General features: G+C 69.8%; 21 protein-coding genes. 15 read left to right on the top strand and 6 right to left on the bottom strand.

Annotated features, from left to right (window positions below):
* The first annotated feature begins 12 nt into the window (after positions 1-12).
* The 6 genes from frr to MTS1_RS01970 all read left to right on the top strand — a co-directional run bounded on the left by frr (position 13) and on the right by MTS1_RS01970 (position 3885).
* Positions 13-567 (top strand): ribosome recycling factor, encoded by a 555-nt coding sequence (gene frr / locus MTS1_RS01990; protein WP_023950945.1) that lies wholly within the window; start codon positions 13-15, stop codon positions 565-567.
* Positions 568-572: 5 nt separating this feature from the next.
* Positions 573-1583, top strand: coding sequence for a phosphatidate cytidylyltransferase (locus MTS1_RS01985; RefSeq protein WP_023950943.1), 1011 nt, complete (start codon positions 573-575; stop codon positions 1581-1583).
* On the top strand, positions 1580-2149 hold the full coding sequence (locus tag MTS1_RS01980; protein WP_023950941.1) for a DivIVA domain-containing protein: 570 nt from the start codon (positions 1580-1582) through the stop codon (positions 2147-2149). Before MTS1_RS01985 ends, MTS1_RS01980 begins: the two co-directional genes overlap by 4 nt.
* 63 nt (positions 2150-2212) lie before the next feature.
* A complete protein-coding gene (locus MTS1_RS01975; protein WP_233494888.1) occupies positions 2213-2878 on the top strand; it encodes a transglycosylase SLT domain-containing protein in 666 nt (221 codons plus the stop codon).
* A 9-nt stretch (positions 2879-2887) separates the two neighbouring features.
* Entirely contained in the window at positions 2888-3169 is a 282-nt protein-coding gene (locus MTS1_RS16765) for a hypothetical protein (protein WP_023950937.1), read from the top strand.
* Positions 3166-3885 carry an alpha/beta hydrolase gene (locus tag MTS1_RS01970; RefSeq protein ID WP_023950935.1) on the top strand — a complete coding sequence of 240 codons (720 nt, stop codon included), beginning with the start codon at positions 3166-3168 and terminating at the stop codon, positions 3883-3885. Before MTS1_RS16765 ends, MTS1_RS01970 begins: the two co-directional genes overlap by 4 nt.
* 3 nt (positions 3886-3888) lie before the next feature.
* On the opposite strand, the gene MTS1_RS01965 is transcribed toward MTS1_RS01970, so the two are convergent.
* Entirely contained in the window at positions 3889-4959 is a 1071-nt protein-coding gene (locus MTS1_RS01965; RefSeq protein WP_023950933.1) for an AI-2E family transporter, read from the bottom strand.
* 155 nt (positions 4960-5114) lie between these two features.
* Between MTS1_RS01965 and MTS1_RS01960 the strand changes: the two genes are divergently transcribed.
* Both MTS1_RS01960 and MTS1_RS01955 read left to right on the top strand, forming a co-directional pair.
* On the top strand, positions 5115-6899 hold the full coding sequence (locus MTS1_RS01960; protein ID WP_023950931.1) for a hypothetical protein: 1785 nt from the start codon (positions 5115-5117) through the stop codon (positions 6897-6899).
* Positions 6900-7841 carry a tetratricopeptide repeat protein gene (locus MTS1_RS01955; RefSeq protein WP_023950929.1) on the top strand — a complete coding sequence of 314 codons (942 nt, stop codon included), beginning with the start codon at positions 6900-6902 and terminating at the stop codon, positions 7839-7841.
* Positions 7842-7904: 63 nt separating this feature from the next.
* Here MTS1_RS01955 and glgB read toward each other — a convergent pair whose 3' ends face one another.
* The 3 genes from glgB to glgX are packed head-to-tail and all read right to left on the bottom strand — an operon-like array spanning position 7905 to position 14262.
* Positions 7905-10064 carry a 1,4-alpha-glucan branching protein GlgB gene (gene glgB, locus MTS1_RS01950; protein ID WP_023950928.1) on the bottom strand — a complete coding sequence of 720 codons (2160 nt, stop codon included), beginning with the start codon at positions 10062-10064 and terminating at the stop codon, positions 7905-7907.
* Positions 10061-12145, bottom strand: a complete 2085-nt coding sequence (locus MTS1_RS01945; RefSeq protein ID WP_023950927.1) for an alpha-1,4-glucan--maltose-1-phosphate maltosyltransferase — start codon at positions 12143-12145, stop codon at positions 10061-10063. Before MTS1_RS01945 ends, glgB begins: the two co-directional genes overlap by 4 nt.
* 47 nt (positions 12146-12192) lie before the next feature.
* Complete coding sequence (gene glgX / locus MTS1_RS01940) at positions 12193-14262, bottom strand: glycogen debranching protein GlgX (protein WP_023950926.1); 2070 nt, start codon at positions 14260-14262, stop codon at positions 12193-12195.
* A 44-nt stretch (positions 14263-14306) separates the two neighbouring features.
* Between glgX and MTS1_RS01935 the strand changes: the two genes are divergently transcribed.
* Together MTS1_RS01935 and mnmA are read left to right on the top strand one after the other, a co-directional pair.
* Positions 14307-15494, top strand: coding sequence for a cysteine desulfurase family protein (locus MTS1_RS01935; protein WP_023950925.1), 1188 nt, complete (start codon positions 14307-14309; stop codon positions 15492-15494).
* Between the two features lie 9 nt (positions 15495-15503).
* Positions 15504-16601 carry a tRNA 2-thiouridine(34) synthase MnmA gene (gene mnmA / locus MTS1_RS01930; RefSeq protein ID WP_023950924.1) on the top strand — a complete coding sequence of 366 codons (1098 nt, stop codon included), beginning with the start codon at positions 15504-15506 and terminating at the stop codon, positions 16599-16601.
* Here mnmA and MTS1_RS01925 read toward each other — a convergent pair.
* A complete protein-coding gene (locus MTS1_RS01925) occupies positions 16558-17574 on the bottom strand; it encodes an epimerase (protein ID WP_036304590.1) in 1017 nt (338 codons plus the stop codon). The genes mnmA and MTS1_RS01925 overlap by 44 nt on opposite strands.
* Positions 17575-17599: 25 nt before the next feature.
* Between MTS1_RS01925 and MTS1_RS01920 the strand changes: the two genes are divergently transcribed.
* The gene (locus tag MTS1_RS01920; protein WP_023950922.1) at positions 17600-18274 is read left to right on the top strand and encodes a DUF4166 domain-containing protein; all 675 of its coding nucleotides are present in this window, start codon (positions 17600-17602) and stop codon (positions 18272-18274) included.
* Positions 18275-18283: 9 nt separating this feature from the next.
* Positions 18284-20596, top strand: coding sequence for an NAD-dependent DNA ligase LigA (ligA, locus tag MTS1_RS01915; RefSeq protein ID WP_023950920.1), 2313 nt, complete (start codon positions 18284-18286; stop codon positions 20594-20596).
* A 344-nt stretch (positions 20597-20940) separates the two neighbouring features.
* On the opposite strand, the gene MTS1_RS01910 is transcribed toward ligA, so the two are convergent.
* The gene (locus tag MTS1_RS01910) at positions 20941-22638 is read right to left on the bottom strand and encodes a long-chain-fatty-acid--CoA ligase (protein WP_023950918.1); all 1698 of its coding nucleotides are present in this window, start codon (positions 22636-22638) and stop codon (positions 20941-20943) included.
* A gap of 52 nt (positions 22639-22690) precedes the next feature.
* Here MTS1_RS01910 and gatC point away from each other — a divergent pair, with 52 nt between their 5' ends.
* The 3 genes from gatC to gatB are packed head-to-tail and all read left to right on the top strand — an operon-like array spanning position 22691 to position 26015.
* Entirely contained in the window at positions 22691-22990 is a 300-nt protein-coding gene (gatC, locus tag MTS1_RS01905; protein ID WP_023950916.1) for an Asp-tRNA(Asn)/Glu-tRNA(Gln) amidotransferase subunit GatC, read from the top strand.
* The gene (gene gatA / locus MTS1_RS01900; RefSeq protein WP_023950914.1) at positions 22987-24498 is read left to right on the top strand and encodes an Asp-tRNA(Asn)/Glu-tRNA(Gln) amidotransferase subunit GatA; all 1512 of its coding nucleotides are present in this window, start codon (positions 22987-22989) and stop codon (positions 24496-24498) included. Before gatC ends, gatA begins: the two co-directional genes overlap by 4 nt.
* Positions 24498-26015, top strand: a complete 1518-nt coding sequence (gene gatB, locus MTS1_RS01895) for an Asp-tRNA(Asn)/Glu-tRNA(Gln) amidotransferase subunit GatB (RefSeq protein WP_023950912.1) — start codon at positions 24498-24500, stop codon at positions 26013-26015. The genes gatA and gatB overlap by 1 nt, the downstream gene beginning before the upstream one ends.
* Positions 26016-26080: the final 65 nt, after the last annotated feature.

The raw sequence follows: 26080 nt of genomic DNA, 5'->3' as shown, positions 1-26080 counted from the left end.
GAATGGAGTGACGTGATCCCCGAGATCCTCGCTGACACGAAAGCCCGCATGGAACGCGCCGTCGAGGCGGCGAAGGAGGACTTCTCCACCGTGCGAACGGGGCGGGCCAACACGGCGCTGTTCCAGAAGATCCTCGTCGACTACTACGGGTCGCCGACTCCGCTCGCTCAGCTCGCCTCGCTGAACACGCCCGAGGCGCGGACGATCATCGTCACGCCCTACGACAAGTCGGCGCTGAAGGCGATCGAGCAGGCCATCCGCGACACCCCGAACCTGGGCGTGAACCCGACGAACGACGGCAACATCGTCCGCGTCACCTTGCCCGAGCTCACCGAGGAGCGCCGCAAGGAGTACGTGAAGCTCGTGCGCTCGAAGGGCGAGGACCACAAGGTCCACCTCCGCGGCATCCGGCGCAAGTCGAAGGACGAACTCGACGGTCTCAAGAGCGAGGTCGGCGAGGACGAGCTCGTGCGCGCAGAGAAGGAGCTCGACGGGCTCACGCGCGCTCACGTCGACCTCATCGACGACGCGCTCAAGCGCAAAGAGGCCGAGCTCCTCGAGGTCTGAGACCGATGAGCGCACCCGGCGACGACGCCCCGTCTCGATCAGAGCGGGAGCGCTCCCGTTCGCGCGAGCACGGTGATTCGACGTTCCAGAATCAGGTGCGCGCCGCTCGGACGGAGTTCGAGCACCAGATCGGCAAGGCTCGCGCTGATTTCGAGCAGGCCAACGAGCGCATCAACGCGCGTACGGGGCGCAATCTGTTCGTGGCGATCCTGATCGGCATCGCGATCGGCGTCGTGGTCATCGGCTCGCTCATCTTCGTGAAGTGGGTCTTCGTCCTCTTCGCGATCCCTGTCGCTCTTCTCGGCGTGTTCGAACTGGTCCGGGCCCTGCAGGCCGCGGGCCGTCGGGTCGATGTCGTGCCGCAGCTCGTGGCCGGCGCCGCGGTCCTGGCGGCCGGCTTCTTCCTCGATGCCGGCACCCACTGGGTGGTCGTGTTCGCCGCCGTCGTGTCGGTCATCGTCTGGCGCCTCATGGCGCAGATGGTGAGCGTCGAGAGCCGCCGCTACGGGCAGGTGCTCAGCGACGTGCTCATCAGCGGCTTCGTGCAGCTCTACGTGCCGTTCCTCGGCAGTCTGCTGCTGATCCTCCTGCGTGAGGACGGCGGTGAGTTCTGGGTGCTCGCGATGATCGCGGTGGTGGTCGGTGCCGACACCGGCGCCTATGCGGCGGGCCTCGCGTTCGGCAAGCATCCGATGGCCCCGCGGATCAGCCCGAAGAAGACCTGGGAGGGCTTCGCGGGAGCGGGCGTCGTGGCCGTGCTCGTCGCGGTCGGCTTCGCCTGGCTGCTTCTGGGACTGCCCGCCTGGACGGGGGTGATCATCGGTCTGGTGATCCTCGGCTCCGCGACGGTGGGCGACCTGGCCGAATCGATGATCAAACGGGATCTCGGGATCAAAGACATGAGCTCGTGGCTGCCGGGCCACGGGGGAGTGCTCGACCGTCTCGATTCCATCCTGCCGTCCACCGTCGTCGCGCTCGTCCTGTTCCACGCTCTGTCCCCCCTGGTGATGTCATGACTTCGACCGAGAGTTCCCTGTCCGCGAGCCCGTTCCCCGAGGTGCACGGGCGCGCGAAGGGATACGACCGGGCCGCCGTCGACGCTTTCCTGCGTCGCGCTCGCGAGGCGTTCGAATCGTCGGACGAGGATGAACTCGACTCCGCCGCGATCCGCGCGACCGCATTTCCGCTCGTGCGCGGGGGATACGCCGTCGCGCCCGTCGATGCGGCGATCGGACGGATCGAGGATGCCTTTGCCGCACGGGAGCGGGAACGCGCCCTGTCGCGCGCCGGTGCCCGCGCGTGGGTCGGTCGCTCGCGGAATCTCGCTCAGGAGATCCTCGACCGGCTGTCTCGCCCCCAGCGCCGGCGGTTCGACCGCGTGAGCGTGCTGTCTTACGGCTACCGGATGGATGAGGTCGATCTCGTCGCGGACCGCATCGCGCGGTACCTCGAATCCGGCGAGCCCCTCACCGTGGAGCAGGTGCGCTCGGTGGCCTTCCGGATGCAGCGCGGTGGCTACCGCGAAGCGCAGGTGGACGCCGTGCTCGACGGGGTCGTGTCCGTCATCCTCGCCATCGGGTGAGTCTGATGGAGAGATGACCCTCGCCTCGCTAAACTCGAGGGCATTGTGACTTCTCGCTCGACTGTGACCCGACGCACGACGCGTACCCCGCTCGCGCGCGTCCCGTCGTCGTCGGCCCCCGCGCGCTGGTCCCGCCGGCGCGGAGTGTCCGCCGTCTTCGCGGCCGTCGCAGCGCTCGGCATGGCCGGCGGAGCCCTCGCGCCGCTCGGGACGGCGCTCGCGGCCGCGCAGGAGAAGCCGGTCGAGGTCGTCTCGCTGTGGGCCGATTCCCGCGGTGACGCTCAGGCGCTCGCAACCGACGCCGTGGCTCCCGCCCCGGCGCACCTCGACCGCAGCGGATTCACCGTCTACGTGGCGCCCAAGCCCACCCCGACGCCGACGCCGACCCCGACCCCGGTCGACGGTGAGAGCGCGGGGACGTCGCGATCCGCGCCGGTCATGTACAGCGGTGGCGGATCGTCGACCGACTGGCTGAGCGCCGCCGGCATCCCCGAGGGCGACTGGGGATACGTCGACTACATCGTCTCGCGCGAGAGCAGCTGGAACCCGAACGCCACGAACGCCTCGTCGGGCGCGTGCGGGCTGGTGCAGGCCTATCCCTGCAGCAAGGTCCCGGGCAGCGGATACGACCCCGTCGACAACCTCAGGTGGGCCAACGGCTACGCCGTGGGGCGCTACGGCAGCTGGAGCGAGGCGTACGCATTCTGGTCCAGCAACCACTGGTGGTGACGGCGCCCCATGCCCCGTTCCAACAGGCGACGGCCGGAGCCGCGCGATGACTCGCTCGAGCGGCTGCTGAGCGGCTGGAAGCGGTCGGAGACGCGTCGTGGCGTCGAATGGACCGTCCAACCCGTGTCGGCGGCGCAGGCGCAGAAGACCTACACGTGCCCCGGCTGCGGGCGTGACATCACGCCGGGGACGGCGCACGTGGTCGCCTGGCGCGCGGACGGCGTCCTGGGCGACGCCGCGGATCTGGCCGCGCGTCGGCATTGGCATTCAGCATGTTGGAGGATCGCATGAGCTTCGAGATCCGTGGACCCGTTCAGCTCCCGGCGCGGCGCGAGGACATCGAGCTGCACACGCTCGACGACCTGACGCTGGTGGGTGAGCTCGCGCTGCCGCAGGACCGCGACCCGGTCGCGACGCTGGTCACGCTGCATCCGCTCCCGACAGCGGGCGGCTTCATGGACTCGCACATCCTGCGCAAGGCTGCGGGCCGGCTCCCGGCCCTCGCCGACCTGGCGGTGCTGCGTTTCAATACGCGCGGGACCACCTCGCCGCGTGGCACGAGCGAGGGTGCATTCGAGGGCGGCGTCGGCGAGGTCTTCGATGTCGCCGCCGCGATGGCCTTCGTGCGCGAGCGGGGACTGCCCCGACCCTGGCTCGTCGGCTGGTCGTTCGGCACGGAACTCGCCCTCAAGTACGGGCGCGACCATGACATCGAGGGCGTGATCCTGCTCTCGCCGCCGTTGCACCGCGCCACCGCCGACGAGGTCGCTGCCTGGGCCGACGATGAGCGACACGTCGTGATCGTCGTGCCCGAGTTCGACGACTACCTCAGGCCGGCCGAAGCGCGCGAGCGATTCGCGGCGATCCCGCACGCCACCCTCATCGCGGTCGAGGGCGGGAAGCATCTGTGGGTGGGGGAGAACCAGACCCGTCGCGTCCTCACCGAGATCGTCGCCGCCGTCAACCCCGACGCCCTGCCGCTCGCGGAGGAGTGGGACGACGACTGATCGTCAGCGTTCGTTCTGCCGCGGGATGACGACCTGACGGTAGATGATCAGGATGCTGGCTGCCACCGGGATCGCCACGAGCGCTCCGAGGAGCTGCCCCAGCGCAGCTCCGGCCAAGGCCGCGATGACCACGACGGCACCGGGGATCGAGACCGCCCGATTCATGATGCGCGGAGAGATGAAGTACGCCTCGACCTGCATGTAGACGAGGTACCAGATCGCCGCCCACAGCGCCGTCTGGGGCTCGGAAAGCCCCGGGATCAGACAGGTCAGCACGATGATCGCCGAGCCGGTGAGGGTTCCCACGAGCGGGATGAGCGAGAAGAAGAAGGCGATGACCGCGAGCACGGCGGGGAACGGCGCCCCGATCACGCTCAGGAAGATCGCGCTGAGCACACCGTTGATGACGCCGAGGGACACCTGGCCCATGACGTAGAAGCCGACGGATGCGGTGATCTGCTCGGCGAGGTCGATGAAACGCGGACGCCGCGATGCCGGGACGAGCTGATAGACCGCGGCCTTCAGGTTGGGCGTCGATGCCGTGAAGTAGATCGTCAGGATCAGCACGATGACGGCGCCCGTGAAGCCGCTGATGATCCCGCCGCCGATGAGGATGATCGACCCGGTGATGGACCCGCCGATCGCCCCGATGTCGAGCGAGTTGTACCAGTCGGAGAGGTACTGGAAGAGCTCGTCGACGTTCAGCTGCGGGAACGTGACGGTCAGCCAGTCCTTGACGGCGTTGACCGGGTCCCAGTTGCCGTTGGTGACGAGATCCTGGATGGCCGCGACGAGCTGGCTGATCTGCGACACGATGATCGGCACGACCATCAGGATGATGCCGGCGAAGGCGGCGAGGAGCGCGGCGAACGTGATGAGGAGCGCGGCCCAGCGCGGCAGTCGTCGTCGCTCGAGCCAGGAGACCACGGGATCGAGACCCAGCGCGAGGAAGAGGGCGGTGCCGACATAGAGGAGGATCGTCGAGAGGGTCTGGATCCCCCCGATGATCACGATGCCGACGCCGACGCCGAGGGTGGCGATCAGCGCGGTGCGAAACGGGTTCTGGATCTTCACGAACGCCTCCGGGGTCGAATCACCTCACTTTACGATCCGTGCGGGGTTTCGCCGGGAGGCGCCCCTTTCACGACCTTTTCAGGTCGTTTTCGATACTCTGGAACGTCGATCAAGCGTTCGGTGGTCCCGTTCCGGATGTGGAGAGGTGTTTCTTCGTGCGTTTCGTGTGGGCTGTTGTCGCGTTCGTCCTGGCGACCGTCATGATCGGTGCGGGCATCGCGCAGCGTACGATCCTGCGCGGACCCGAGAGCGTGACCGAGTCGGTGACAGTGGCCGCGGACGCGCCGTTCACGCTCATCGACGGGTCTGTCCTGACATCGCGGCCGGGAGCCCAGTCGCTGAGCGTGCAGGGTTCCGGCACCGTCTTCGCCGCGTACGGCCGGACCTCCGACGTGACCGCGTGGCTCGCGCGCACGGACTACACGCGGCTCGGCGTCGACGAGGAGGGCGCCATCACGACGACCGAGGTCGCCGCCGCCTCCGCGCCCTCGCCGAGTGCGGACGGCACCGTCCCCGCGATGCCGTCACCCGTCGGTTCGGACCTGTGGCTCGAGGAGTTCCAGCGCGACGACGCACTGACGACCTCGTTGCAGCTGCCGGAGGACATGAGCGTCCTCATCGCGTCGGACGGTACGGCCGCCGCGCCCGCCGACATCCAGGTGACCTGGCCCATCGAGTCGAACACGCCGTGGGCCGGCCCGCTCATCGTCGGTGGCGGGATCCTCCTCGCCTTCGGCATCGTCATGTACGCGCTCGGCTGGCGTCACCTGCGCCGGTCGCGCGGTCCGCGACGGAAGGGCCTCCCCATGACCGCCACGCAGCCCATCGACCTCACCGTGGAGGACGAGGCGAAGGGCGTCATCTCGTCGACGCCGCCGCGCCGACGACTCACCCGCGGCCGGCAGGCGCTGCTCGCCCTTCCGCTCGTGTCGGTCGTCGCGCTGTCCGGGTGTTCCGCCGACGCCTGGCCCCAGCTCGCGCCGAGCCCGACGCCCTCTCCCACCGCGACGGTCGTCGCGGATCCCGACCAGGCGCCACCCGCCGTGACCCAGCAGCAGGCGGAGCGCATTCTGACCCGCATCGCCGAGGACGTCTCGACGGCCGACGCGAGCGCCGACGCCGCGCTGGCGGCGACGCGCCTCGCCGGACCCGCTCTCGCGGAGCGCGAGACCAACTACACCCTGCGGTCGAAGATCGCGGATCGGGCGCCATTGCCTGCCGTTCCGGCCGAGCCGCTCGAGATCCTCTTGCCGGAGACCTTCGACAAGTGGCCTCGGACCTTCCTCGCGGTCGTCGACGGCGGCGAAGGCGCGTCGGACACGATCATGACGGTCAGCCAGCAGGACCCGTGGTCCAACTACAAGCTCGGCTACATCGCGGAGCTGGCAACCGACTCGTTCCCGGAGCTCGCGCCGGCCTACCTCGGTGCTGCGCAAGTCGCACCCGATTCGCCGTTCCTCGTGCTGCCGCCGAAGGATCTCGCCGCGGCGTATGCGGACCTGCTCACCAACGGTGACGCGAGCCCGTACGCCCGACTCTTCGAGGCGGAGGGGGATGCCTTCCGCTCGGGCGTCGCGTCGAACCGCGAGCAGATCGTCAACGACTTCAATCAGACCGGTGCCGAGACGGGAACGGTCTCCTTCACGACGCAGGCCGGCACGCAGGCGCCCATCGCCTTGCAGACGCTCGAGAGCGGCGCGGTCGTCGCGGTGACGATCACCGAGGACCACACGTTCACGCCGAGCAATCCCGACGCCGTCATCAACGTCCCCGACACCAACCCCGTGGCCAGCGCCCTGACCGGCGTGTCGCAGTCCTCGACCGGCTTCACCACGACCTACGCCGACCAGCTGTTCTTCTTCGTGCCCGGTGCGGGCTCGTCCGAGCCGATCCAGTTCCTCGGTTACCGTTCCAATGTCCTCTCAGCGAAGGTTGTCTGAATGAGCGATCCGTCTCCCAGTGCCGTGCTCCGCGGAGCCCTCGATCTGTCGTCGCTGCGTCATCGTCCCGCGGCGCCTGCTCCGGCCGGCGCCGCCGCCGAGCAGCCGGCGGGCGGCGGTTCGCGTCTGATCTTCGACGTGACCGACCAGACGTTCGGCGAAGTCCTGGAGCTCTCGCGGACCGTCCCGGTCGTCGTCGATCTCTGGGCGGAGTGGTGTGGGCCGTGCAAGCAGCTGAGCCCGGTCCTCGAGAAGGTCGTCACGGAGCTCGCCGGCCGGGTGGTCCTGGCGAAGGTGGACGTCGACGCGAACCCGCAGCTGGCGCAGGGGTTCCGGGCCCAGTCCATTCCCATGGTCGTCGCGCTCGTCGCCGGCCAGCCCGTGCCGCTGTTCACCGGCGCCGTTCCCGAGCAGCAGGTACGCGAAGTGTTCGCGCAGCTGCTGCAGCTCGCCGCCCAGCACGGTGTGACCGGCACCGTTCCGGCGGACGAGGGAACGGAGTCGGCTGAAGAGAACGCCGAGGCCCCGCTGCCCCCGCTGCACGCCGAGGCCTATGCCGCGATCGAGGCCGGCGACTACCCGCGCGCCATCAGCGCCTACGAGCGCGCGCTCGCGGAGAACCCCCGCGATGCCGACGCTCAGGCCGGGCTCGGGCAGGTGAAGCTGCTCGATCGCGTGCAGGGGCTCGATCTCGGAGAGGCGCGCGCCGCCGCGGCATCCGCTCCGCTGGACGTCGAGGCGCAGCTTCGCGTCGCCGACCTCGACGTTGCCGGCGGGCACGTCGATGATGCCTTCGGGCGACTGCTCGATCTCTTCGCAGCGGTCGACGGTGAGGCTCGGGCGACGGTGCGCGATCGGCTTCTCGAGCTTTTCGGGCTCGTGGGAGACGGCGACCCGCGCGTTCTCGCCGCGCGTCGCCGTCTGACCTCGTTGATGTTCTGACGCCGACGACACGGGCCCGGGGCCGTCACCATCGTGACATGCCCCGGGCCCGCTGCGTTGGTGTCAGCTCTCCGAGACTGCGGGCACCTCTTCGGAGGCGTGGTGCAGCCACAGCACACCGAGTGGCGGAATGACCATCGTCGCGCGTCCGTCGGACGCGTGCACGGTTCCGAAGTTGCCGACACCCGAGCCGCCGTACTCCTCGGCGTCGCTGTTGAGGACCTCGCGCCACGCGCCGTCCGCGGGCAGCTCGAGCGTGTAGTCGTGCAGCGGGACTCCCGAGAAGTTGCAGATCACGGCCACGGTGTTGCCGTGGTGGTCGCGGCGCGCGAACGCCATGACGTTGGGGTTCCAGTTCGGCGCACCCAGGCGAGAGAAGGCCTCGCCGTCCGAATCGCGTGACCACAGGGCCGACTGCTCGCGGTAGGTGCGGTTCATGTCCGCGACGAACGCGTGCAGGCCGCTATGAGCCGGCTGGTCGAGCATCCACCAGTCGAGCTCGCGCGACTCGGACCATTCCGACATCTGCCCGAACTCCTGCCCCATGAACAGCAGCTGCTTTCCCGGGTGGCCCCACATGTACGCCAGGTAGGCGCGCATGTTGGCGAGCTTCTGCCAGTGATCGCCGGGCATGCGAGTGAACAGGCTGCCCTTCCCGTGCACGACCTCGTCGTGGCTGATCGGCAGGACGAAGTTCTCGCTGAAGGCGTAGACGAACGAGAACGACAGCTCGCCCTCGTGGTGCCCGCGATACATCGGGTCCCGCTTGATGTACTGGAGCGAGTCGTTCATCCAGCCCATGTTCCACTTGAACCCGAAGCCGAGGCCGCCCCACTCGGTGGGGGCAGTCACGCCCGGGAAGCTCGTGGATTCCTCGGCGATCATAGCGATGCCGGGATAGCGCTTGTAGGCCGTCGCATTGACCTCTTGGAGGAACGAGATCGCCTCGAGGTTCTCGCGCCCGCCGTGGACGTTCGGCTCCCACTGGCCCTCCTCGCGCGAGTAGTCGAGGTAGAGCATGGAGGCGACCGCATCGACCCGGAGGCCGTCGACGTGGAACTCCTCGAACCAGTAGAGCGCGTTCGCGACCAGGAAGTTCCGCACCTCGTTGCGGCCGTAGTCGAAGATCAGCGTTCCCCAGTCGCGGTGCTCGCCGCGGCGCGGATCCGGGTGCTCGTAGAGCGGCTGGCCGTCGAAGCGCGCGAGGGCGAAGGCGTCCTTCGGGAAGTGGCCGGGGACCCAGTCCATGATGACGCCGATGTCCGCCTGGTGCAGCCGGTCGATGAGGTAGCGCAGGTCGTCCGGCGACCCGAAGCGGCTGGTCGGGGAGTAGTAACCCGAGACCTGGTACCCCCACGAGCCGCCGAACGGATGCTCGGCCAGCGGGAGGAACTCGACATGGGTGAAGCCCTGCGCGCGGACGTAGTCGATGAGCTGATCGGCCGCCTCGCGGTAGCCGAGGCCGGACCGCCAGGAGCCGAGATGCACCTCGTAGACGGACATCGGCTGCGAGATGGGCGTCGAGGTGCCGCGGCGCTCGAGCCACGCGGCATCCTCCCACTCGTATGCGCTCTCAGCGACGATCGAGGCCGTCGCGGGAGGGACCTCCGACTGCCGCGCCATCGGGTCGGCCTTGTCGATCCACGCGCCGTCACCGGTCAGGATCTGGAACTTGTAGACCGTGCCGGCCGGCAGTCCCGGAACGAACAGCTCCCAGACGCCGGAGTCTCCCATCGATCGCAGCGCGTGGCCCTGGCCGTCCCAGCCGTTGAAGTCTCCGATCACGCGGACTGCGCGTGCGTTGGGCGCCCAGACCGTGAACGAGACGCCGGGGACGCCGTTGTGCAGACGCACATGGGCGCCGAGCACTCGCCACAGCTCCTCGTGACGGCCCTCGCGGATGAGGTGCAGATCGAGCTCGCCGATAGTCGGGAGGTGACGGTACGGGTCGTCGGCCACCCACGCCGGCGCGTCGTCGTAGGTCGCGACCACGCGATAGGCCTCGGGGCGCGCGTCGAGGGCCGCCTCCCACACTCCGCCGCGGAGGTGGCGGAACGACGCCTCCGGCTGATTCGCGAACACGGCCGTGACCGTGCGCGCAAGGGGACGCCGGACGCGGATCACCCAGCCGTCGGCCGCCTGATGGGCGCCGAGGACATCGTGGGGCGCGTGGTACGAGCCGGTGGCGACCGAGTCGAGGACGTGGTCTGCGGGGGCGTTCATCGGCGTTCCTTCACGTGGAGGATGTGCACGGGTTCGACGAAGGCGTCGAGGCGCACATAGTTGTGGTCGTTCCAGGTCCAGACGGATCCGGTGAGCAGGTCTTCCACCTCGTACTCATCGCCCGGCGCGACGCCCCAGACCGAGGTGTCGAGATGCACGGTCGTCTCGCGCGCGGAGTGAGGATCGACGTTGACGACGACCAGGATCGTGTCGGCCGCACCGTCGGCCGTCAGCGCGGCGGGCAGGTGCTTCGAGAAGACCACCACGGCGTCGTCGTCGGACCAGTGGAACGAGAGGTTTCGCAGCTGCCGCAGTGCAGGATGGGCCCGGCGGATCTCGTTCAGGCGGGTGAGGAACGGCGCGAGCGATTCGCCGCGCGCTTCGGCATCCGCCCAGTCGCGGAACTTGTACTCGTACTTCTCGTTGTCGATGTTCTCTTCCGAGCCGGGCCGGGCGACGTTCTCGACGAGTTCGTATCCCGCGTACACCCCGTACGAGGCGCCCGCGGTCGCGGCGATGGCGGCGCGGATCTTGTAGGCGGGGCGTCCGCCGTACTGCAGGTACTCCGTAAGGATGTCGGGGGTGTTCACGAAGAGGTTCGGGCGCATGAAGTCCGCCGTGTCGTGAGCCACGGACGTGAGGAACTCCTCGAGCTCCTCCTTGGTGTTCCGCCAGGTGAAGTACGAGTAGCTCTGCTGGAATCCGGCCATCGCGAGGCCCTGCATGGGAGCGGGGCGGGTGAACGCCTCCGCGAGGAAGACGACCCCGGGGGTCTCGTCTGCGATGGTCGCGATGAGCCACTCCCAGAACTGCAGCGGCTTGGTGTGCGGGTTGTCGACGCGGAAGATCCGAACGCCCTGGGCGATCCAGTGCCGGACGACGCGCAGGACCTCGGCGCGGATGCCCGCGGGGTCGTTGTCGAAGTTGACCGGGTAGATGTCCTGGTACTTCTTCGGCGGGTTCTCGGCGTACGCGATCGATCCGTCGGGGAGGGTCGTGAACCACTCGGGGTGCTCGGCGACCCAGGGGTGGTCGGGGGAAGCCTGCAGCGCAAGGTCGAGCGCGACCTCCAGACCGGCTTCGGAGGCCGCGGCGAGGAAGCCGCGGAAGTCCTCGAGCGTCCCCAGGTCGGGATGCACGGCGTCGTGACCGCCCTCGGGGCCGCCGATGGCCCAGGGCGACCCGGGGTCGCCGGGACCGGCCGTCAGGGTGTTGTTGGGGCCCTTGCGGTGGGTGCGCCCGATCGGGTGGATCGGGGGGAGGTAGAGGACGTCGAATCCCATCGCGGCGACCGCGGGCAACCGGTCGCGTGCGGTGACGAAGGTGCCGCTGCGCACGGTGCCGTCGGGGAGCCGCTCGGCGCCCTCCGACCGCGGGAAGAACTCGTACCAGGCGCCGACTCCGGCGCGCTCGCGCTCGACGAGCAGCTCGTGCTCGTCGCCGACGGTGACGAGGGACTGCACCGGGCGGTCGGCGAAGATGTTCGCGAGATCCGCGCTGCGGACGACCGCGAGCGCATCGACCGCATCGGCGGCGGCATCCCGGAGTCGCGCGACGGCCTTGTCGAGGATGCGACGCTCGGCCGCGGGACGGGTCTTGTCAGCGGCGGCGCGCGAGAGCAGCACAGCCCCGGCTTCGCGCATGAGGGCGACGTCGACACCGGCCGCGATCTTGATGGCGGCCGCGTGCTGCCACGTGGCGAAGTCGTCGCCGAACGCTTCGTAGCGGAACCGCCACACGCCTTCCGCGAGAGGGGCGATGAGGACGGACCATCGGTCGAACCCGTCGTTGAGGGGAGTCAGGCGGTGCAACGACTCTCGTCCATCGGGCGAGAACAGTCGCAGATGCACGCCGATCGAGTCGTGGCCTTCGCGGAACGCCGTGACGCGGAACGGCACGGCTTCGCCGCTGAAGGCCGAGGGCCGGAACCGGTCGCCGGGAACCGAGGGGGCCGGTCGCTGGAGCGGGATGCGTCCGGTGACCGTGTCGCCGGCAGACGGAAGCGGCTCGACGGTCCGGCGGGGGATCTCGGCGGTGCTGCGGAACGGGGCGGGTGAGGTCGTGCGCGTCGTTGATGCCACGGCTCGAACCTATCGCGGTGCGCGAGTTCGAAAAACGGGCTTGCGCCTCACTCGGCTCTGAGCAAAAGCAGCGTCGGTCCGGACACGGCCAGACGGTCGCCCGGGGCGAATCGAGCACCGTTCTCGAGCGGTCGCTCGTCGGCGCTCGACCACAGCGCCAGGAACGACGATGCCGATCCGACGGCGGGCAGCACGACCTCGGCGTCATCCTCCCGCCCGTGGATGACCAGCAGCACGCGGTTGCCGGGTTCGTGGGCCGGCGTCGAGGTCGCGACGTACTGCAGGGTGCGCTGCTCCGGATCGGTCCACCTCGCCTCCGTCATCGGCTCTGCCTGAGCGTCGAACCAGTGCATGACCGACGCCTCGGGCACCTCGTCGTCCGGGTCCGCGTATCGCACCGGGCGGAGCGCGGGGTTCTCCGCGCGCAGTCGGGTCAACGCCCCCACGTGGGCGAGGAGGTCGACCTGCCAGTCCGCGAGCTGCCAGTCGAGCCAGGTCAGGGAGCTGTCGTGGCAGTAGGCGTTGTTGTTGCCGAGCTGGGTGCGGCCCATCTCGTCACCCGCCGTCAGCATCGGCACCCCGGCCGACAGCAGCAGGGTTCCCACGAGGTTGCGCATGGCGCGGCGACGCGCGGCAACGATGTGATCGAGCGAGGTCTCGCCCTCCGCGCCGTGGTTGAACGACCGGTTCGTCTCGGCGCCGTCCCTGCCCTCCTCGCCGTTGGCGTCGTTGTGCTTGACGTCGTACGACACGAGGTCGCGCAGCGTGAAGCCGTCGTGCGCCGTGATGAAGTTCACCCCGGCCAGCGGACCGCGCTCCGCGCCGAACGAGGGCGCTGAGCCCGCGAGGTGGGTGGCGAGACCTCCCACGCCCGCCGGCGAGGTGCCGGCGCGTCGCAGATAGTCGATGTCGCTGAGCCAGAAGTTGCGGACGCCGTCGCGGTACCGGTCGTTCCACTCCTGCCATCCGTCGCCGAAGCCGCCGGTGTGCCATCCGCCGAGTCCGACATCCCAGGGCTCGGCGATGATCTTGTCTTCGCCCAGCACGGGGTCTTCGGCGATCGCGCGCAGCAACGGATGCTGGGGGTCGAACACGTGCTGGGCGTTCCGACCGAGCGTGACGGCGAGGTCGAAGCGGAACCCGTCGATCTGCACGTCCTCGCTCCAGTACCGCAGCGAGTCGAGGACGAGCCGGGCAGCGGCGTCCGTCGATGTGTCGACCGCGTTGCCGCAACCGGTCACGTCGATGTACGCGCCGTCGTCGTGCTGCCGGTAATAGGCACGATTGTCGATTCCCCGGAAGCTCGAGCGCGGCCCGCCCAGCTCCAGTTCGGCGGTGTGGTTGTAGACGACGTCCAGGATGACCTCGATGCCGGCCGCGTGGAGCGCCCGCACCGTGCGCTTCAACTCTTTCAGGACGGCGGTAGGGCCGCTGCGGCGGGCGTCCTGGGTCGCATACGCGGCGTGCGGCGCGAAGTATCCGAGGGTGTTGTAGCCCCAGTAGTTGGTCAGCCCGAGAGCGAGGAGACGCGGCTCGCTCTCGAATGCGTGGATCGGCAGCAGTTCGACGCTCGTCACGCCGAGTGAGAGGAAGTGGTCGATGATGGCGGGGTGACCGAGACCGGCATAGGTGCCGTGCAGCGCCGGCGGGATGTCGGGATGCCGCTTGGTGAGGCCCTTCACGTGGGCCTCGTAGATGACCGTCCTGTCGCGCGGCACGCGGGGCTTGCGGATCCCGCCCCAATCGAATGCGGGATCGACGACGACCGAGCGATGATCGCCCGGAGCTCCGGAGACGATGCCCCGTCCGTAGGGGTCGAGCAGCAGGGTCTGCGGGTTGAAGACGTCGCCCGGTCCGTGGGGTCCGTCGACCCGCAGGGCGTACCGGACGCCGGCGCGCAGCGTCTCGATCTCGGCCTCCCAGACGCCCCCGCCGACGGGCGAGAGCGGCCGCTCGTCCACGGCCCAGTCGAGGTCGTCGTCGTCGAACAGCACGACGTCGATCGACGTCGCCCGCTCGGACCAGACGCGGATGGTGCCGCCGTCATCATGGAGGGTCACGCCGAGGTCGGTGAGGCGGGGGTCGTGCAGTCCGGCCGGGCTGGTGCTGTCGGGCATGCGTTCTACAGTAATGAGCGACGGTGAACGCCCGAGGAGGTGGGATGGTCGTCTATCTCGATCACGCTGCGACGACCGCGCTCCGGCCGGAAGCGCGCGACGCCTGGCTCTCGGCGCACGAGACCCTCGGCAACGCCTCGTCGGTGCACGGTGCGGGTCAAGCTGCTCGTCGCCTCCTGGAGGACGCGCGGGATGCCGTCGCCGCAGCGCTCGGGTGCGAGCCGATCGAGGTTGTCTTCACATCGGGCGGGACCGAGGCGATCAATCTGGCCGTCAAGGGCCTCTGGCTCGCCGCCGACGGTCCCGCCACGGGGCCGATCGTGCTGCCCGACGGCGAGCACCACGCGACGATCGACGCCGTCGCGTGGCTCGCGTCGCGCTGGGGCGCCGCGGTGCGCCCCGTCGGCCTCGATCGCGTCGGCCGCATCGATCCCGCGGTGTTCGCCGCGGCGCTGCCCGGGGCCGCGCTGGCGACCGCACTCGTCGCCAACAACGAGGTGGGGACGCGCAACGACGCGGCCGCTCTGGCCCGGGCGGCGCGTGACGCGGCGGTGCCGTTGCACCTGGACGCGGTCGCGGCCCTCGGCAGCATTCCCCTCGACTTCGCCGCCTGGCGGGGTGGGGGCTCTGCGTCGCATGGCCTGGTGACGATGTCCGTGTCCGGCCACAAGGTCGGCGCTCCCGTGGGCACCGGCGCGCTGGTCGTTTCGCGCCACGCGCAGCTGACGCCCCTCGCCCACGGGGGCGGGCAGCAGCGGGGGCTTCGCGCCGGCACCCAGGACGTTGCCGGTGCGGCGGCGTTCGCCGCGGCGCTCGGGATCGCCGAGGCCGAGCGCGTCCACGAGGCCGTCCGGCTCGAGGGCCTCCGTGAGCGCCTCATCGAGGGCATCCGCTCGCTCGTCCCCTCGGCCGAGATCCTGGGCGACCGTCACGACCGGCTGCCGGGGAACGTGCATGTGCTCTTTCCGGGCACGATCGGCGAGACGCTGCTGTTCCTCTTCGACACCGTCGGGATCGCGGTGTCCACGGGGTCGGCGTGCCAGGCGGGCGTCACCGAGCCGTCGCACGTCGTGCTCGCGCTGGGACGTGAGGCGGACGACGCGCGGGCCGTGCTGCGTCTGACCCTCGGTCGCACGAGCACAGAGGCGGATGTCGACGCCTTCCTGGCCGCCCTTCCCGACGTCCACCGGCGTGCGGTCGCCGCCCGAGCCGGGCGTGCGAGCCGCCCGTAGACTGGAGCGATGCGAGTACTGGCTGCGATGAGCGGCGGCGTCGATTCGGCGGTCGCCGCGGCCCGAGCCGTCGACGCCGGACACGACGTCGTGGGCGTGCACCTCGCCCTCTCGCGCGCGGGCGGCACCCTGCGCGCCGGCAGCCGCGGCTGCTGCACGATCGAGGACGCGATGGATGCGCGCCGTGCCGCGGATCTGCTCGGCATCCCCTTCTACGTCTGGGACTTCTCCGAGCGATTCCGTGACGATGTCATCGACGACTTCGTCTCGGAGTACCGCGCCGGCCGGACGCCGAACCCGTGCATGCGATGCAACGAGAAGATCAAGTTCGCGGCGCTGCTCGAACGCGCGATCGAGCTCGGCTTCGATGCGGTGTGCACCGGTCACTACGCTCTCCTGGTCGACGGTCCCGAGGGGCGCGAGCTGCATCGCGCGTCGGATGCCGCGAAGGATCAGTCGTATGTGCTCGGCGTGCTCACCGCGGAGCAGCTCGCCCACACGTACTTCCCGCTCGGGTCGACGCCCTCGAAGGCGGAGGTGCGCGCCGAGGCGGCCGAGCGCGGTCTGACGGTGGCGCAGAAGCCCGACAGTCATGACATCTGCTTCATCCCCGACGGCGACACCCGCGGGTGGCTCGCCGAGAAGGTCGGGGCGGAGGCCGGCGAGATCGTCGATCGCACGGGAGCCGTTGTCGGGCGCCACGAGGGCGCTCACGCGTTCACCGTGGGTCAGCGCCGGGGGCTGCAGCTGGGAGTTCCGGCGCCGGATGGCAAGCCGCGTTTCGTTCTCGAGGTGCGGCCGGTCGACAACCGCGTCGTGGTGGGGCCGAAGGAGGCGCTGGCGACCGCCGAGATCGCGGGCGGCCGGTTCACGTGGGCAGGGCGGGCTCCGTCCGAGCGGGTCTTCGCCTGTGACGCACAGATCCGTGCGCACGCCGACCCGGTCCCGGCGCGGGCCGAGATCACCGAGAACGAGATCGTGGTCATCCCCGACACGCCGTTCGACGGTGTGGCTCCGGGGCAGACGGCCGTGATCTATGAGGGATCGCGCGTGCTCGGACAGTTCACGATCGACCGGACCGTCTCGGCCGTCCCGGTCGACGCGTGATGGAGTCGGCGGCGTCTCCGAGCGCGTCGCGCAGCGCGGTGTAGCGGAACCGATACCCCGCGTCGACGAGGCGCTCGGGGACGACCCAGCGGCTCTTCAACACCAGTTCCGGTTCGGTGCGCAGAAGCCACATGGCGGGTTCGAGCATCCACCTCCAGGAGGGGATGCCGAAGGGCATCCCGACGATCGAGCGCAGCTCTCGCATGAGGGTGCGGTTGTCCGACGCGTGCGGACTGGCGACGTTGACGACGCCCTGGAGGTCCTCGTGCGCGTCGATCCACCGGAGCGAGCCCACGACGTCGTCGATGTGCACCCAGCTGAAACGCTGTCGCCCACGCGTGCGATACCAGGGTGCGGTGCTCCCGGTCGGGTGATCGCCGATGCCGCGATAGCGACGGTGCGGGATGATCGGACCGTCGATCTGTGGGCCACCGAGTCCCAGGCGCGCGAGCGTCAGCAACATGGCGGTGGCGGGTCCCGCGCCCAGCACGATGGCCATTCGGAGGGCGACGCGGCGTGTTCCGGGAAGATCCTCGGCGAAGAACGCGGCCTCCCAGGCCCGCGCGACATCGACCGAGAACCCGGTTCCGAGCTCCCCGGCGGATTCGGAGTTCGGGCGGTCGACCGAATGACGGTAGATCGTCGCCGTCGACGCGTTGATCCACAGCCGCGGGGGGAGTGCGGCGCGGCGGACGGCGTCCGAGAGGGTCTGCGTCGTCGCCACGCGGGAGTGCAGGATCTCGTCGCGGTTGTGGTCGGTGTAGCGGCAGTCCACCGATCTGCCCGCGAGGTTGACCAGGAGGTCTGCGCCGTCCACCAGCCGTTCGATGGCGCCGGTGTCCTCCCACGTGGTCTCCGCGGTACGGCCGATCGTGTCGACCGTGTAGCCGTCGGTGGTCAGAGCCTCGACGACCGCGGCGCCGATGAAGCCGGAGGCGCCGGAGACGACGGCGCGGCGTGGGGTGTCGATCATGACGCCATCGTAGTAGTTTTTGAACATGTTCAGCAGGAATGTGGCGGCACCCGAGGACCCGCGCTCGATCTACGAGCGAGCGCTCGGAGCGGATCTCCTGAGCCTGCCCTCCGTGCTGCGCGCCTACTTCGGCCCGGTACCCGCCGGGAGCGTGGGCCGTGGCCGGGGTGTCTACGACGAGGCGGGCTATCGCGGGCCCCACTGGCTGCGGCCGCTGATGAGCCTGTTCGCGCGGCGCGGCGTGATGTTCCCGGAGGCGGGCACCGACGTACCGTTCGCGATCACGAACACGCCCCAGCGCGACGGCACGCTCCGTGGGGAGCGCGACTTCTTCTTCGCCGGCGCACGACGCCGGATGGTGGACACGATGACCAGTCCGAGGTCGGGGGAGATCATCGACCGCCTCGGCCCTCGCGGCGGGTTGGAGGTACGTCTGCGTGCCGAGGCCGGTTCCACCGGCATGCGGTTGCGGTCCGTGGCTCTCGCCGTGCGCTGCGGCGCCCTGCGGCTGCCGCTTCCGACCGTGGCGGGGGTCACGGTCGTCGAGACGGCCGACCCCGCGGATGCCGCCGTGCAATGGGTGGACGTCAGGGTGCGGGCGTGTCTCGTGGGCGAGATCTTCCGGTACCGCGGCTCGTTCACTTACCGCATCGAACCGCGCCACGGGAACCCCGTCCAGCGCGTCGTACCCCCTGCCTAGACTGACGAGGTGGCAGACGGAGAACTCCCCGAGATCACCCTCGACGAGGCACGCGCAGAATCGCGTGACCTGATCGAGCGGATCACCGCGGCACGCGACGCGTACTACGGTCGCGATGCCGAGGTCGTCGACGATGCGACGTACGACGCGTGGATGCGCCGTCTCGACGAGCTCGAGAGGCTGCATCCCCAACTGCAGTCGCAGGACTCGCCCACCCAGACGGTCGGCGCCGCCGAGTCGACGCTGTTCGCGCCCGTGACGCACGCCGAGCGCATGCTGAGCCTCGACAACGTCTTCTCACCCGAAGAGCTGACAGATTGGTGCGTCAAAGCAGCGGCGTCGGCGGGGCGCCCGGTGCGCTGGCTCTCGGAGCTCAAGATCGACGGACTCGCGATCAGCCTGCGCTACGAGCGCGGCGTGCTGACATCTGCCGCGACGCGAGGCGACGGGCGGGTCGGCGAGGACGTCACCGTCAACGCGCTCCGCGTGAGCGGCATCCCGGAGCGACTAGCAGGAGACGGGCACCCGGCGATCGTCGAGGTGCGCGGCGAGATCTTCATCCCCGTCGCCGAGTTCACCCAGCTCAACGCGCTCCAGGCCGAGATGCGCGATCGTGTGGTCGAGGAGGCGCGGTCCCGCTCCCGCGCGTTCGACAAGGAGCGCGCCCGCATCAGTGCCGAGCGCCGATTCCCGGCCTTCGCCAACCCGCGCAACGCCGCGAGCGGGGGGCTGCGCCAGCAGCTCGACAAGAAGACGGGCCTCGAGCTCGAAGCGTCCGAGGCCCGCGTCCGTTCGCTCCGGCTCTACGTGCACGGCATCGGCGCGTGGCAGAACCCGCCGGTGTCGTCGCAGAGTGAGATCTACGCGCTGCTGGCCGAGTGGGGTCTGCCCATCAGCCCGCACTCGCAGACCCACGAGAGCATCGAGGGTGTCCTCGGCTACGTCGCGCACTACGGCGAGAACCGCCATAGCGTCGAGCACGAGCTCGACGGTGTCGTCGTCAAGATCGACGAACTGGCGCTGCACGACGAGCTGGGGGCGACCAGCCGCGCACCCCGGTGGGCGATCGCGTACAAGTACCCGCCGGAACAGGTCAACACCAAGCTTCTCGACATCGTCGTGTCGGTCGGCCGTACCGGCCGGGCCACGCCCTTCGCCGTCATGGCACCGGCCCGCGTCGCGGGCAGCGTCGTGCGGCAGGCGACGTTGCACAATCAGGACGTCGTCCGGGCCAAGGGCGTTCTCATCGGCGACACCGTCGTGCTGCGGAAGGCGGGCGACGTCATCCCGGAGGTGCTCGGACCCGTGGTCGAGCTGCGCGACGGGACCGAGCGCGCGTTCGTCATGCCCACGAACTGCCCCGAGTGCGGCGCGCCCCTGCGCCCCGCCAAAGAGGGCGACATCGACCTCCGCTGTCCGAACGCGCGCTCCTGCCCGGCGCAGGTCCGTGGTCGCGTCGAGCACGTCGGGTCTCGTGGCGCCCTCGACATCGAAGCACTCGGCGAGGTCACGGCAGCAGCCCTCACGCAACCGCTGGGCGAGGCCACCCCGCCGCTGGTCACCGAGGCTGCCCTGTTCGAGTTGACTCTCGAACAGCTCGTCCCGATCGAGGTCATCGTCCGTGACTCTGAGACGGGTGAGCCGCGCGTCGACGACAAGACGGGCGAGCCCGTGCGGCGCGCTCCGTTCCGGCGCAACCTTTCGGCCGCCGAGAAGAAGGAGGGACTGACCGGCCCGCAACCGTCCGCGCAGGCACTCAAGCTCCTCGACGAACTCGAGAAGGCCAAGACCAAGGAGCTCTGGCGGTTCCTCGTCGCGCTCAGCATCCGCCACGTCGGTCCGGTGGCGGCGCGCGCCCTCGCGCAGTGGTTCGGCTCGATCGCAGCGATCCGCGCCGCGACGCGGGACGAGCTGGCGGCCGTCGAGGGCGTGGGCGGCATCATCGCGGACTCTCTGATCGATTGGTTCGAGGTCGACTGGCACCGCGAGATCGTGGAACGCTGGGAAGCGGCCGGCGCGCGGCTCGAAGTGCCGGGGCATCCCGGGCCCGGCGCAGCCGTCGTCGAGGGCGGAGTCCTCGAGGGCATCACCGTCGTGGCGACGGGATCACTCGAGGGATACACCCGCGAAGGTGCACAGGAGGCCATCCTCGCCGCCGGCGGCAAAGCCGGGTCGTCCGTCTCGAAGAAGACCGACTTCGTCGCGGCGGGGCCGGGCGCAGGATCCAAACTCGCGAAGGCCGAGCAGCTCGGCGTGCGGATCATCGATGCCGCGCAGTTCCGCATCCTCGTCGAGCAGGGACCGGACGCCCTCGATTCCTGAACAGGGGATGACTCAGCGCGGGTGTCCGCGGCCCGACCTACCGTGACGGCGATCTCACGGAGGCCGCTTGTCAGATCAGCTCACCCCGCAGGAGATCGCCTGGCTTGATCGGGAGCACCGCCGCGCCGTCAGCCGAGTTTCGCCTCCTCGATCGGGCTGTTCGGGCTCGGTCACCCCGAGGTGCTCGTCTTCGGGCTGAATGACGCGAACGCGGGCCTCTCATCGACGACGTCGTGGCGCGCGTGCGGGCCGGGTCGGACCTCACGGTCGGAGAGGTGGTGTCGTTCCCCGGTTGGGGCGCATCGCGTGAAGGGGACCTTCCGCGCCTGAGCGGAGGTCCGGGATCAGCCCGCGAGGAGCCGATCGCGGACCTGGCGGCGCAGCACCTTGCCGATCATCGACTTCGGGAGCTCGTCGACGACGACCACCCGGCGCGGCACCTTGTAGGGCGTCAGGATGCCGCGGCAGAAGTCCTTCACGTCGGCCTCGTCGATCGTCGCCCCCGGGGCGGCGACCACCGCGGCCACCACTTCCTCGCCGGAGTGCTCGCTGGGGAGGCCGACGACGGCGGCATCGGCGATCTGCGGGTGCTGACGCAGCGCGATCTCGACCTCGGTCGGGGCGACGTTGAAGCCGCCGGTGATGATGAGTTCCTTGATCCGGTCGACGATCCGCACGAATCCTGCCTCGTCGATGGTCACGATGTCGCCCGTGCGGAACCAGCCGTCGACGAAGACCTTCTCCGTCTCCTCGGGCTTGCCGTAGTAACCGGTGAACACCTGGGGGCCGCGGACCAGCAGTTCGCCCCGCCCGCCCGGCTCGACGTCGCGCGTCGGTTCGTCCGGGTCCACGACACGGCACTCCGTGCCCGGAAGCGGCAGGCCGACGGTGCCGGGGACGCGGTTCTCGGCCACGGGATTGGCCATCAGGACGGGGGAGCATTCCGACAGCCCGTATCCCTCGACGAGGTATCCGCCCGTCGATGCTTCGAACGGGACCACGAGCTCGTGAGGGAGGGCCATCGCGCCGGAGATCGCGACCTGCGTTCCCGCGAGCGACACTCCCGCGGCGTCGGCCGCCGCGAGCAGGCGCTCGGCGATGGGCGGCACCAGGGGCAGGAGAGTGGCCGGATGGCGCTTGTGTACCGCGAGCACGAGTGCCGGATCGAACTTCGGGAAGAGGACGAGCCGCGCACCCATCGACATCGCGAATGTGAGGCACAGGGTCAGGCCGTAAGCGTGGAACATGGGCAGCACCGCGTAGACGACGCAGCCCGCGCCTCGCTGGATCGTCGGAGTCCAGGCCTGCGCCTGAGCTGCGTTCGCCAGGAGGTTGCGATGGGTGAGCGCCGCGCCCTTGGGGTTGCCCGTCGTGCCGCTGGTGTACTGGATGAGAGCGAGATCGCCCGTGGTCGGACCCACGTGGCTTGCCGGCAGGGGATCGTGGCGCTCGGCATCCGACCAGAATCCGTGCACGCGATTGCGGGGCACGGGAGAGGTGAGCGCCTCGCGCGACTCCCGCGCCTTGGCGATGGGCAGGCGCAGCGCCGCGCGCATGTGGAACGGCATAGCCGTGGTGATGTCGACGGCGATCACGGCGTTGAGCGCCAGATCGTCGGGGAAGTCGAGCAGCACCGACACGAGCTTGCTCCAGACGATGGCGACCTTCGCGCCGTGGTCCTCGAACTGCTTGCGCATCTCACGTGCCGTGTAGAGCGGGTTGTGCTCGATGACGACGGCTCCCAGACGCAGAACGGCGTAGAAGGCCACGATGTGCTGCGGGCAGTTGGGCAGAACGATCGCGACCCGGTCGCCGCGGCGCACTCCGGCATCCCGCAGGTACGCCGCCGCTCGTTCGATCCGGTCCTGCAGCTGCTGGTAGGAGACCGTGCGGCCGAAGAACTCCAGGGCCGGGGCGTCGGGATGCTCCCGTGCCGACGTCGCGACGATGTCGACGAGCGAGCCCTCGATGGGCGGGAGATCCTCCGGCACCCCGTCGGCGTAGCTGGCGATCCAGGGACGTGGCGGGTCGTAGGTCGTCACGCTGACACCCTACGGGTCTCGCGGGCGATCGGCCCCCAACTAGAATCGTGGGGTGTCTGAAATCACCCCCGATGTCGTGCGCCACCTCGGCGTGCTCGCCCGGATCCAGCTGAACGACGAGGAGGTCGAGCGTCTCACGGGACAGCTCGACGCGATCGTCGACAACATCGCGAAGGTGTCGGAGGTGGCGACGCCGGATGTCCCGGCGACGAGCCACCCGATCGCTCTGGAGAACGTCTTCCGCGAGGACGTCCCCGGCGAGATGCTCTCGGTCGAGCAGGTGCTCCGGAACGCGCCCGAACGCGCTGACGACCGCTTCCGCGTGACCGCGATCCTGGGGGAGGAGCAGTGAGCGACATGATCCGCCTCAGTGCGGCCGAGCTCGCCGCGCGCCTGGCCGACGGCAGCGTCAGCAGTGTCGAGGTGACGCAGGCGCACCTCGACCGCATCGCGGCGGTCGATGGAGACGTGCATGCGTTCCTGCACGTCTCCGACCACGCCCTGGACGTGGCGGGCGAGATCGACGCTCGCCGTGCTGCCGGTGAGGAGCTCGGCGAGCTGGCGGGCGTCCCCCTCGCGATCAAGGACGTGCTCGTCACCACGGACATGCCGTCGACGAGCGGGTCGAAGATCCTCGAGGGCTTCATGTCGCCGTACGACGCGACAGTCGTCTCGCGCGCCCGTGCCGCGGGACTGGTCCCGCTCGGCAAGACGAACATGGACGAGTTCGCGATGGGCTCCTCGACGGAGCACTCCGCGTATGGACCGACCCGCAACCCGTGGGACCTCGACCGCATCCCTGGGGGCTCCGGCGGCGGTTCCGCCGCCGCTGTCGCCGCGTTCGAGGCGCCGCTCGCCCTCGGTTCCGACACCGGCGGTTCGATCCGCCAGCCCGCGCACGTGACGGGCACGGTCGGAGTCAAGCCGACGTACGGCGGCGTGAGCCGCTACGGTTCCATCGCCCTCGCCTCGAGCCTCGACCAGGTCGGTCCTGTCTCCCGCACCGTTCTCGACGCGGCTCTGCTGCACGACGTCATCGGCGGCCACGACCCGCACGACTCGACGTCGCTCGCGGACCGGTGGCCCTCCTTCGCCGCTGCAGCGCGCGAAGGCGCGCGCGGGGATGTGCTGCGCGGACTCAAGGTCGGCGTCATCCGCGAGCTCGCCGATGTCGGCTTCCAGCCCGGCGTCAGCGCGTCGTTCCGTGCGTCGCTGGCAGCGATGGAGGCGCAGGGCGCCGAGATCGTCGAGATCAGCGCACCGCACTTCGAGTACGGGGTCGCGGCGTACTACCTGATCCTCCCGGCCGAGGCGTCGAGCAACCTCGCGAAGTTCGACTCGGTGCGCTTCGGACTTCGCGTCGACGTGCCCGGCGGCACCGTCGAGGACGTCATGTCGGCGACCCGCGAAGCCGGCTTCGGCGACGAGGTCAAGCGCCGCATCATCCTCGGCACCTACGCTTTGTCGGCGGGCTACTACGACGCCTACTACGGCAGCGCCCAGAAGGTGCGGACGCTCATCCAGCGCGACTTCGACGAGGCCTTCGCGCAGGTCGACGTCATCGCTACTCCGTCCGCGCCCACCACCGCGTTCCGGCTCGGCGAGCAGATCGACGATCCGCTGCAGATGTACCTGAACGACGTGACGACCATTCCCGTCAACCTCGCCGGAGTCCCGGGGATCTCCATCCCGTCGGGACTGTCGGATGACGACGGGCTGCCGGTCGGCATCCAGTTCATCGCTCCTGCGCGCCAGGACGCACAGCTGTACCGTGTGGGCGCCGCGCTCGAGACCCTGCTCGTCGACAGCTGGGGCGGCCCCCTGCTCGACCGCGCACCGATCCTGGGAGGGGCACGCTGATGGCTGCCAAGGTCGCACTGATGGACTTCGATAAGGCGCTGGAGCTCTTCGAGCCCGTGCTCGGCTTCGAGGTGCACGTCGAGCTCAACACGCGCACGAAGATGTTCTCGCCGGCCGCGAACCCGGCTCACCCCGACAACCACGGCGCTGCTCCGAACACGCTCGTCGCGCCCGTCGACATGGGCCTGCCCGGGGCGCTGCCGGTCGTCAACGAGACGGCTATCCGGTCATCGATCAGCCTGGGCCTCGCGCTCGGCTGCTCGATCGCGCCGTCGAGCCGCTTCGCGCGGAAGAACTACTTCTACCCGGATCTCGGCAAGAACTACCAGATCTCACAGTACGACGAACCGATCGCGTTCGAGGGCGCGGTCGAGGTGGAGCTCTCCGACGGCACGACCGTGACCGTCGACATCGAGCGTGCGCACATGGAGGAGGATGCCGGCAAGCTCACCCACATGGGTGGCGCGGCCGGCCGTATCCAGGGCGCCGAGTTCTCGCTGGTCGACTACAACCGGGCAGGAGTGCCGCTCGTCGAAATCGTGACCAAGCCGATCTTCGGCGCCGAGCACCGTGCGCCGGAGATCGCGAAAGCCTACGTCCGCACCATTCGCGACATCGTCATCGGCCTGGGCATCTCGGAGGCGCGCCTCGAGCGCGGCAACCTGCGCTGCGACGCGAACGTGTCGCTTCGTCCTCGGGGTCAGCACAAGCTCGGCACGCGTACCGAGACGAAGAACGTCAACTCGATGCGCTCCGTCGAGCGCGCGGTGCGCTACGAGATCCAGCGTCAGGCCGCCATCCTGGCCGAGGGTGGAACCATCACGCAGGAGACCCGGCACTGGCACGAGGACACCGGGACGACCTCGCCGGGTCGTCCGAAGTCGGACGCCGACGACTACCGGTACTTCCCCGAGCCCGATCTGCTGCCGGTCGCGCCGTCGCCCGAGCTGATCGAGGAGCTCCGCGCGGCCCTTCCCGAGCCGCCGGCCGCTCGGCGACGCCGGCTGCAGGGCGAATGGGGCTTCACCGACCTCGAATTCCAGGACGTCGTCAACGGCGGTCTGCTCGCTGAGGTCGATGCGACGGTCGCAGCAGGGGCGTCGCCGACCTCGGCGCGCAAGTGGTGGACCGGCGAGATCACCCGCGTCGCGAACGCGCGTGGCGCCGAGCCGCAGGCACTGGTGTCGCCCGCCGACGTGGCTGCGCTGCAGAAGCTCGTGGATGCCGGCACGCTGACCGACAAGCTGGCGCGTCAGGTGCTCGAAGGTGTGATCGACGGCGAAGGGTCGCCGCAGGAGGTCGTGGATTCGCGCGGCCTGGCCGTCGTGTCCGACGACGGCGCGCTGATCGCCGCGATCGACGACGCCCTCGCCGCCCAGCCCGACGTCCTGGCGAAGATCAAGGACGGAAAGGTGCAGGCCGCGGGAGCGGTGATCGGCGCGGTCATGAAGGCCATGAAGGGGCAGGCCGACGCGGCGCGCGTGCGCGAGCTGATCCTCGAGCGCGCGGCGCAGTAGGCGGCGCCACTGCGCGCACCACAGGCGGCGCCGCCGGCATCCTCGCGCGACGAGGGCCGGCGGCG

This window comes from Microbacterium sp. TS-1, from assembly GCF_000509385.1.
GTDB lineage: Bacteria > Actinomycetota > Actinomycetes > Actinomycetales > Microbacteriaceae > Microbacterium > Microbacterium arborescens.
The sequence above is the reverse complement of the archived record's forward strand: the minus strand, read 5'-3'. Positions and strand labels throughout refer to the sequence as shown.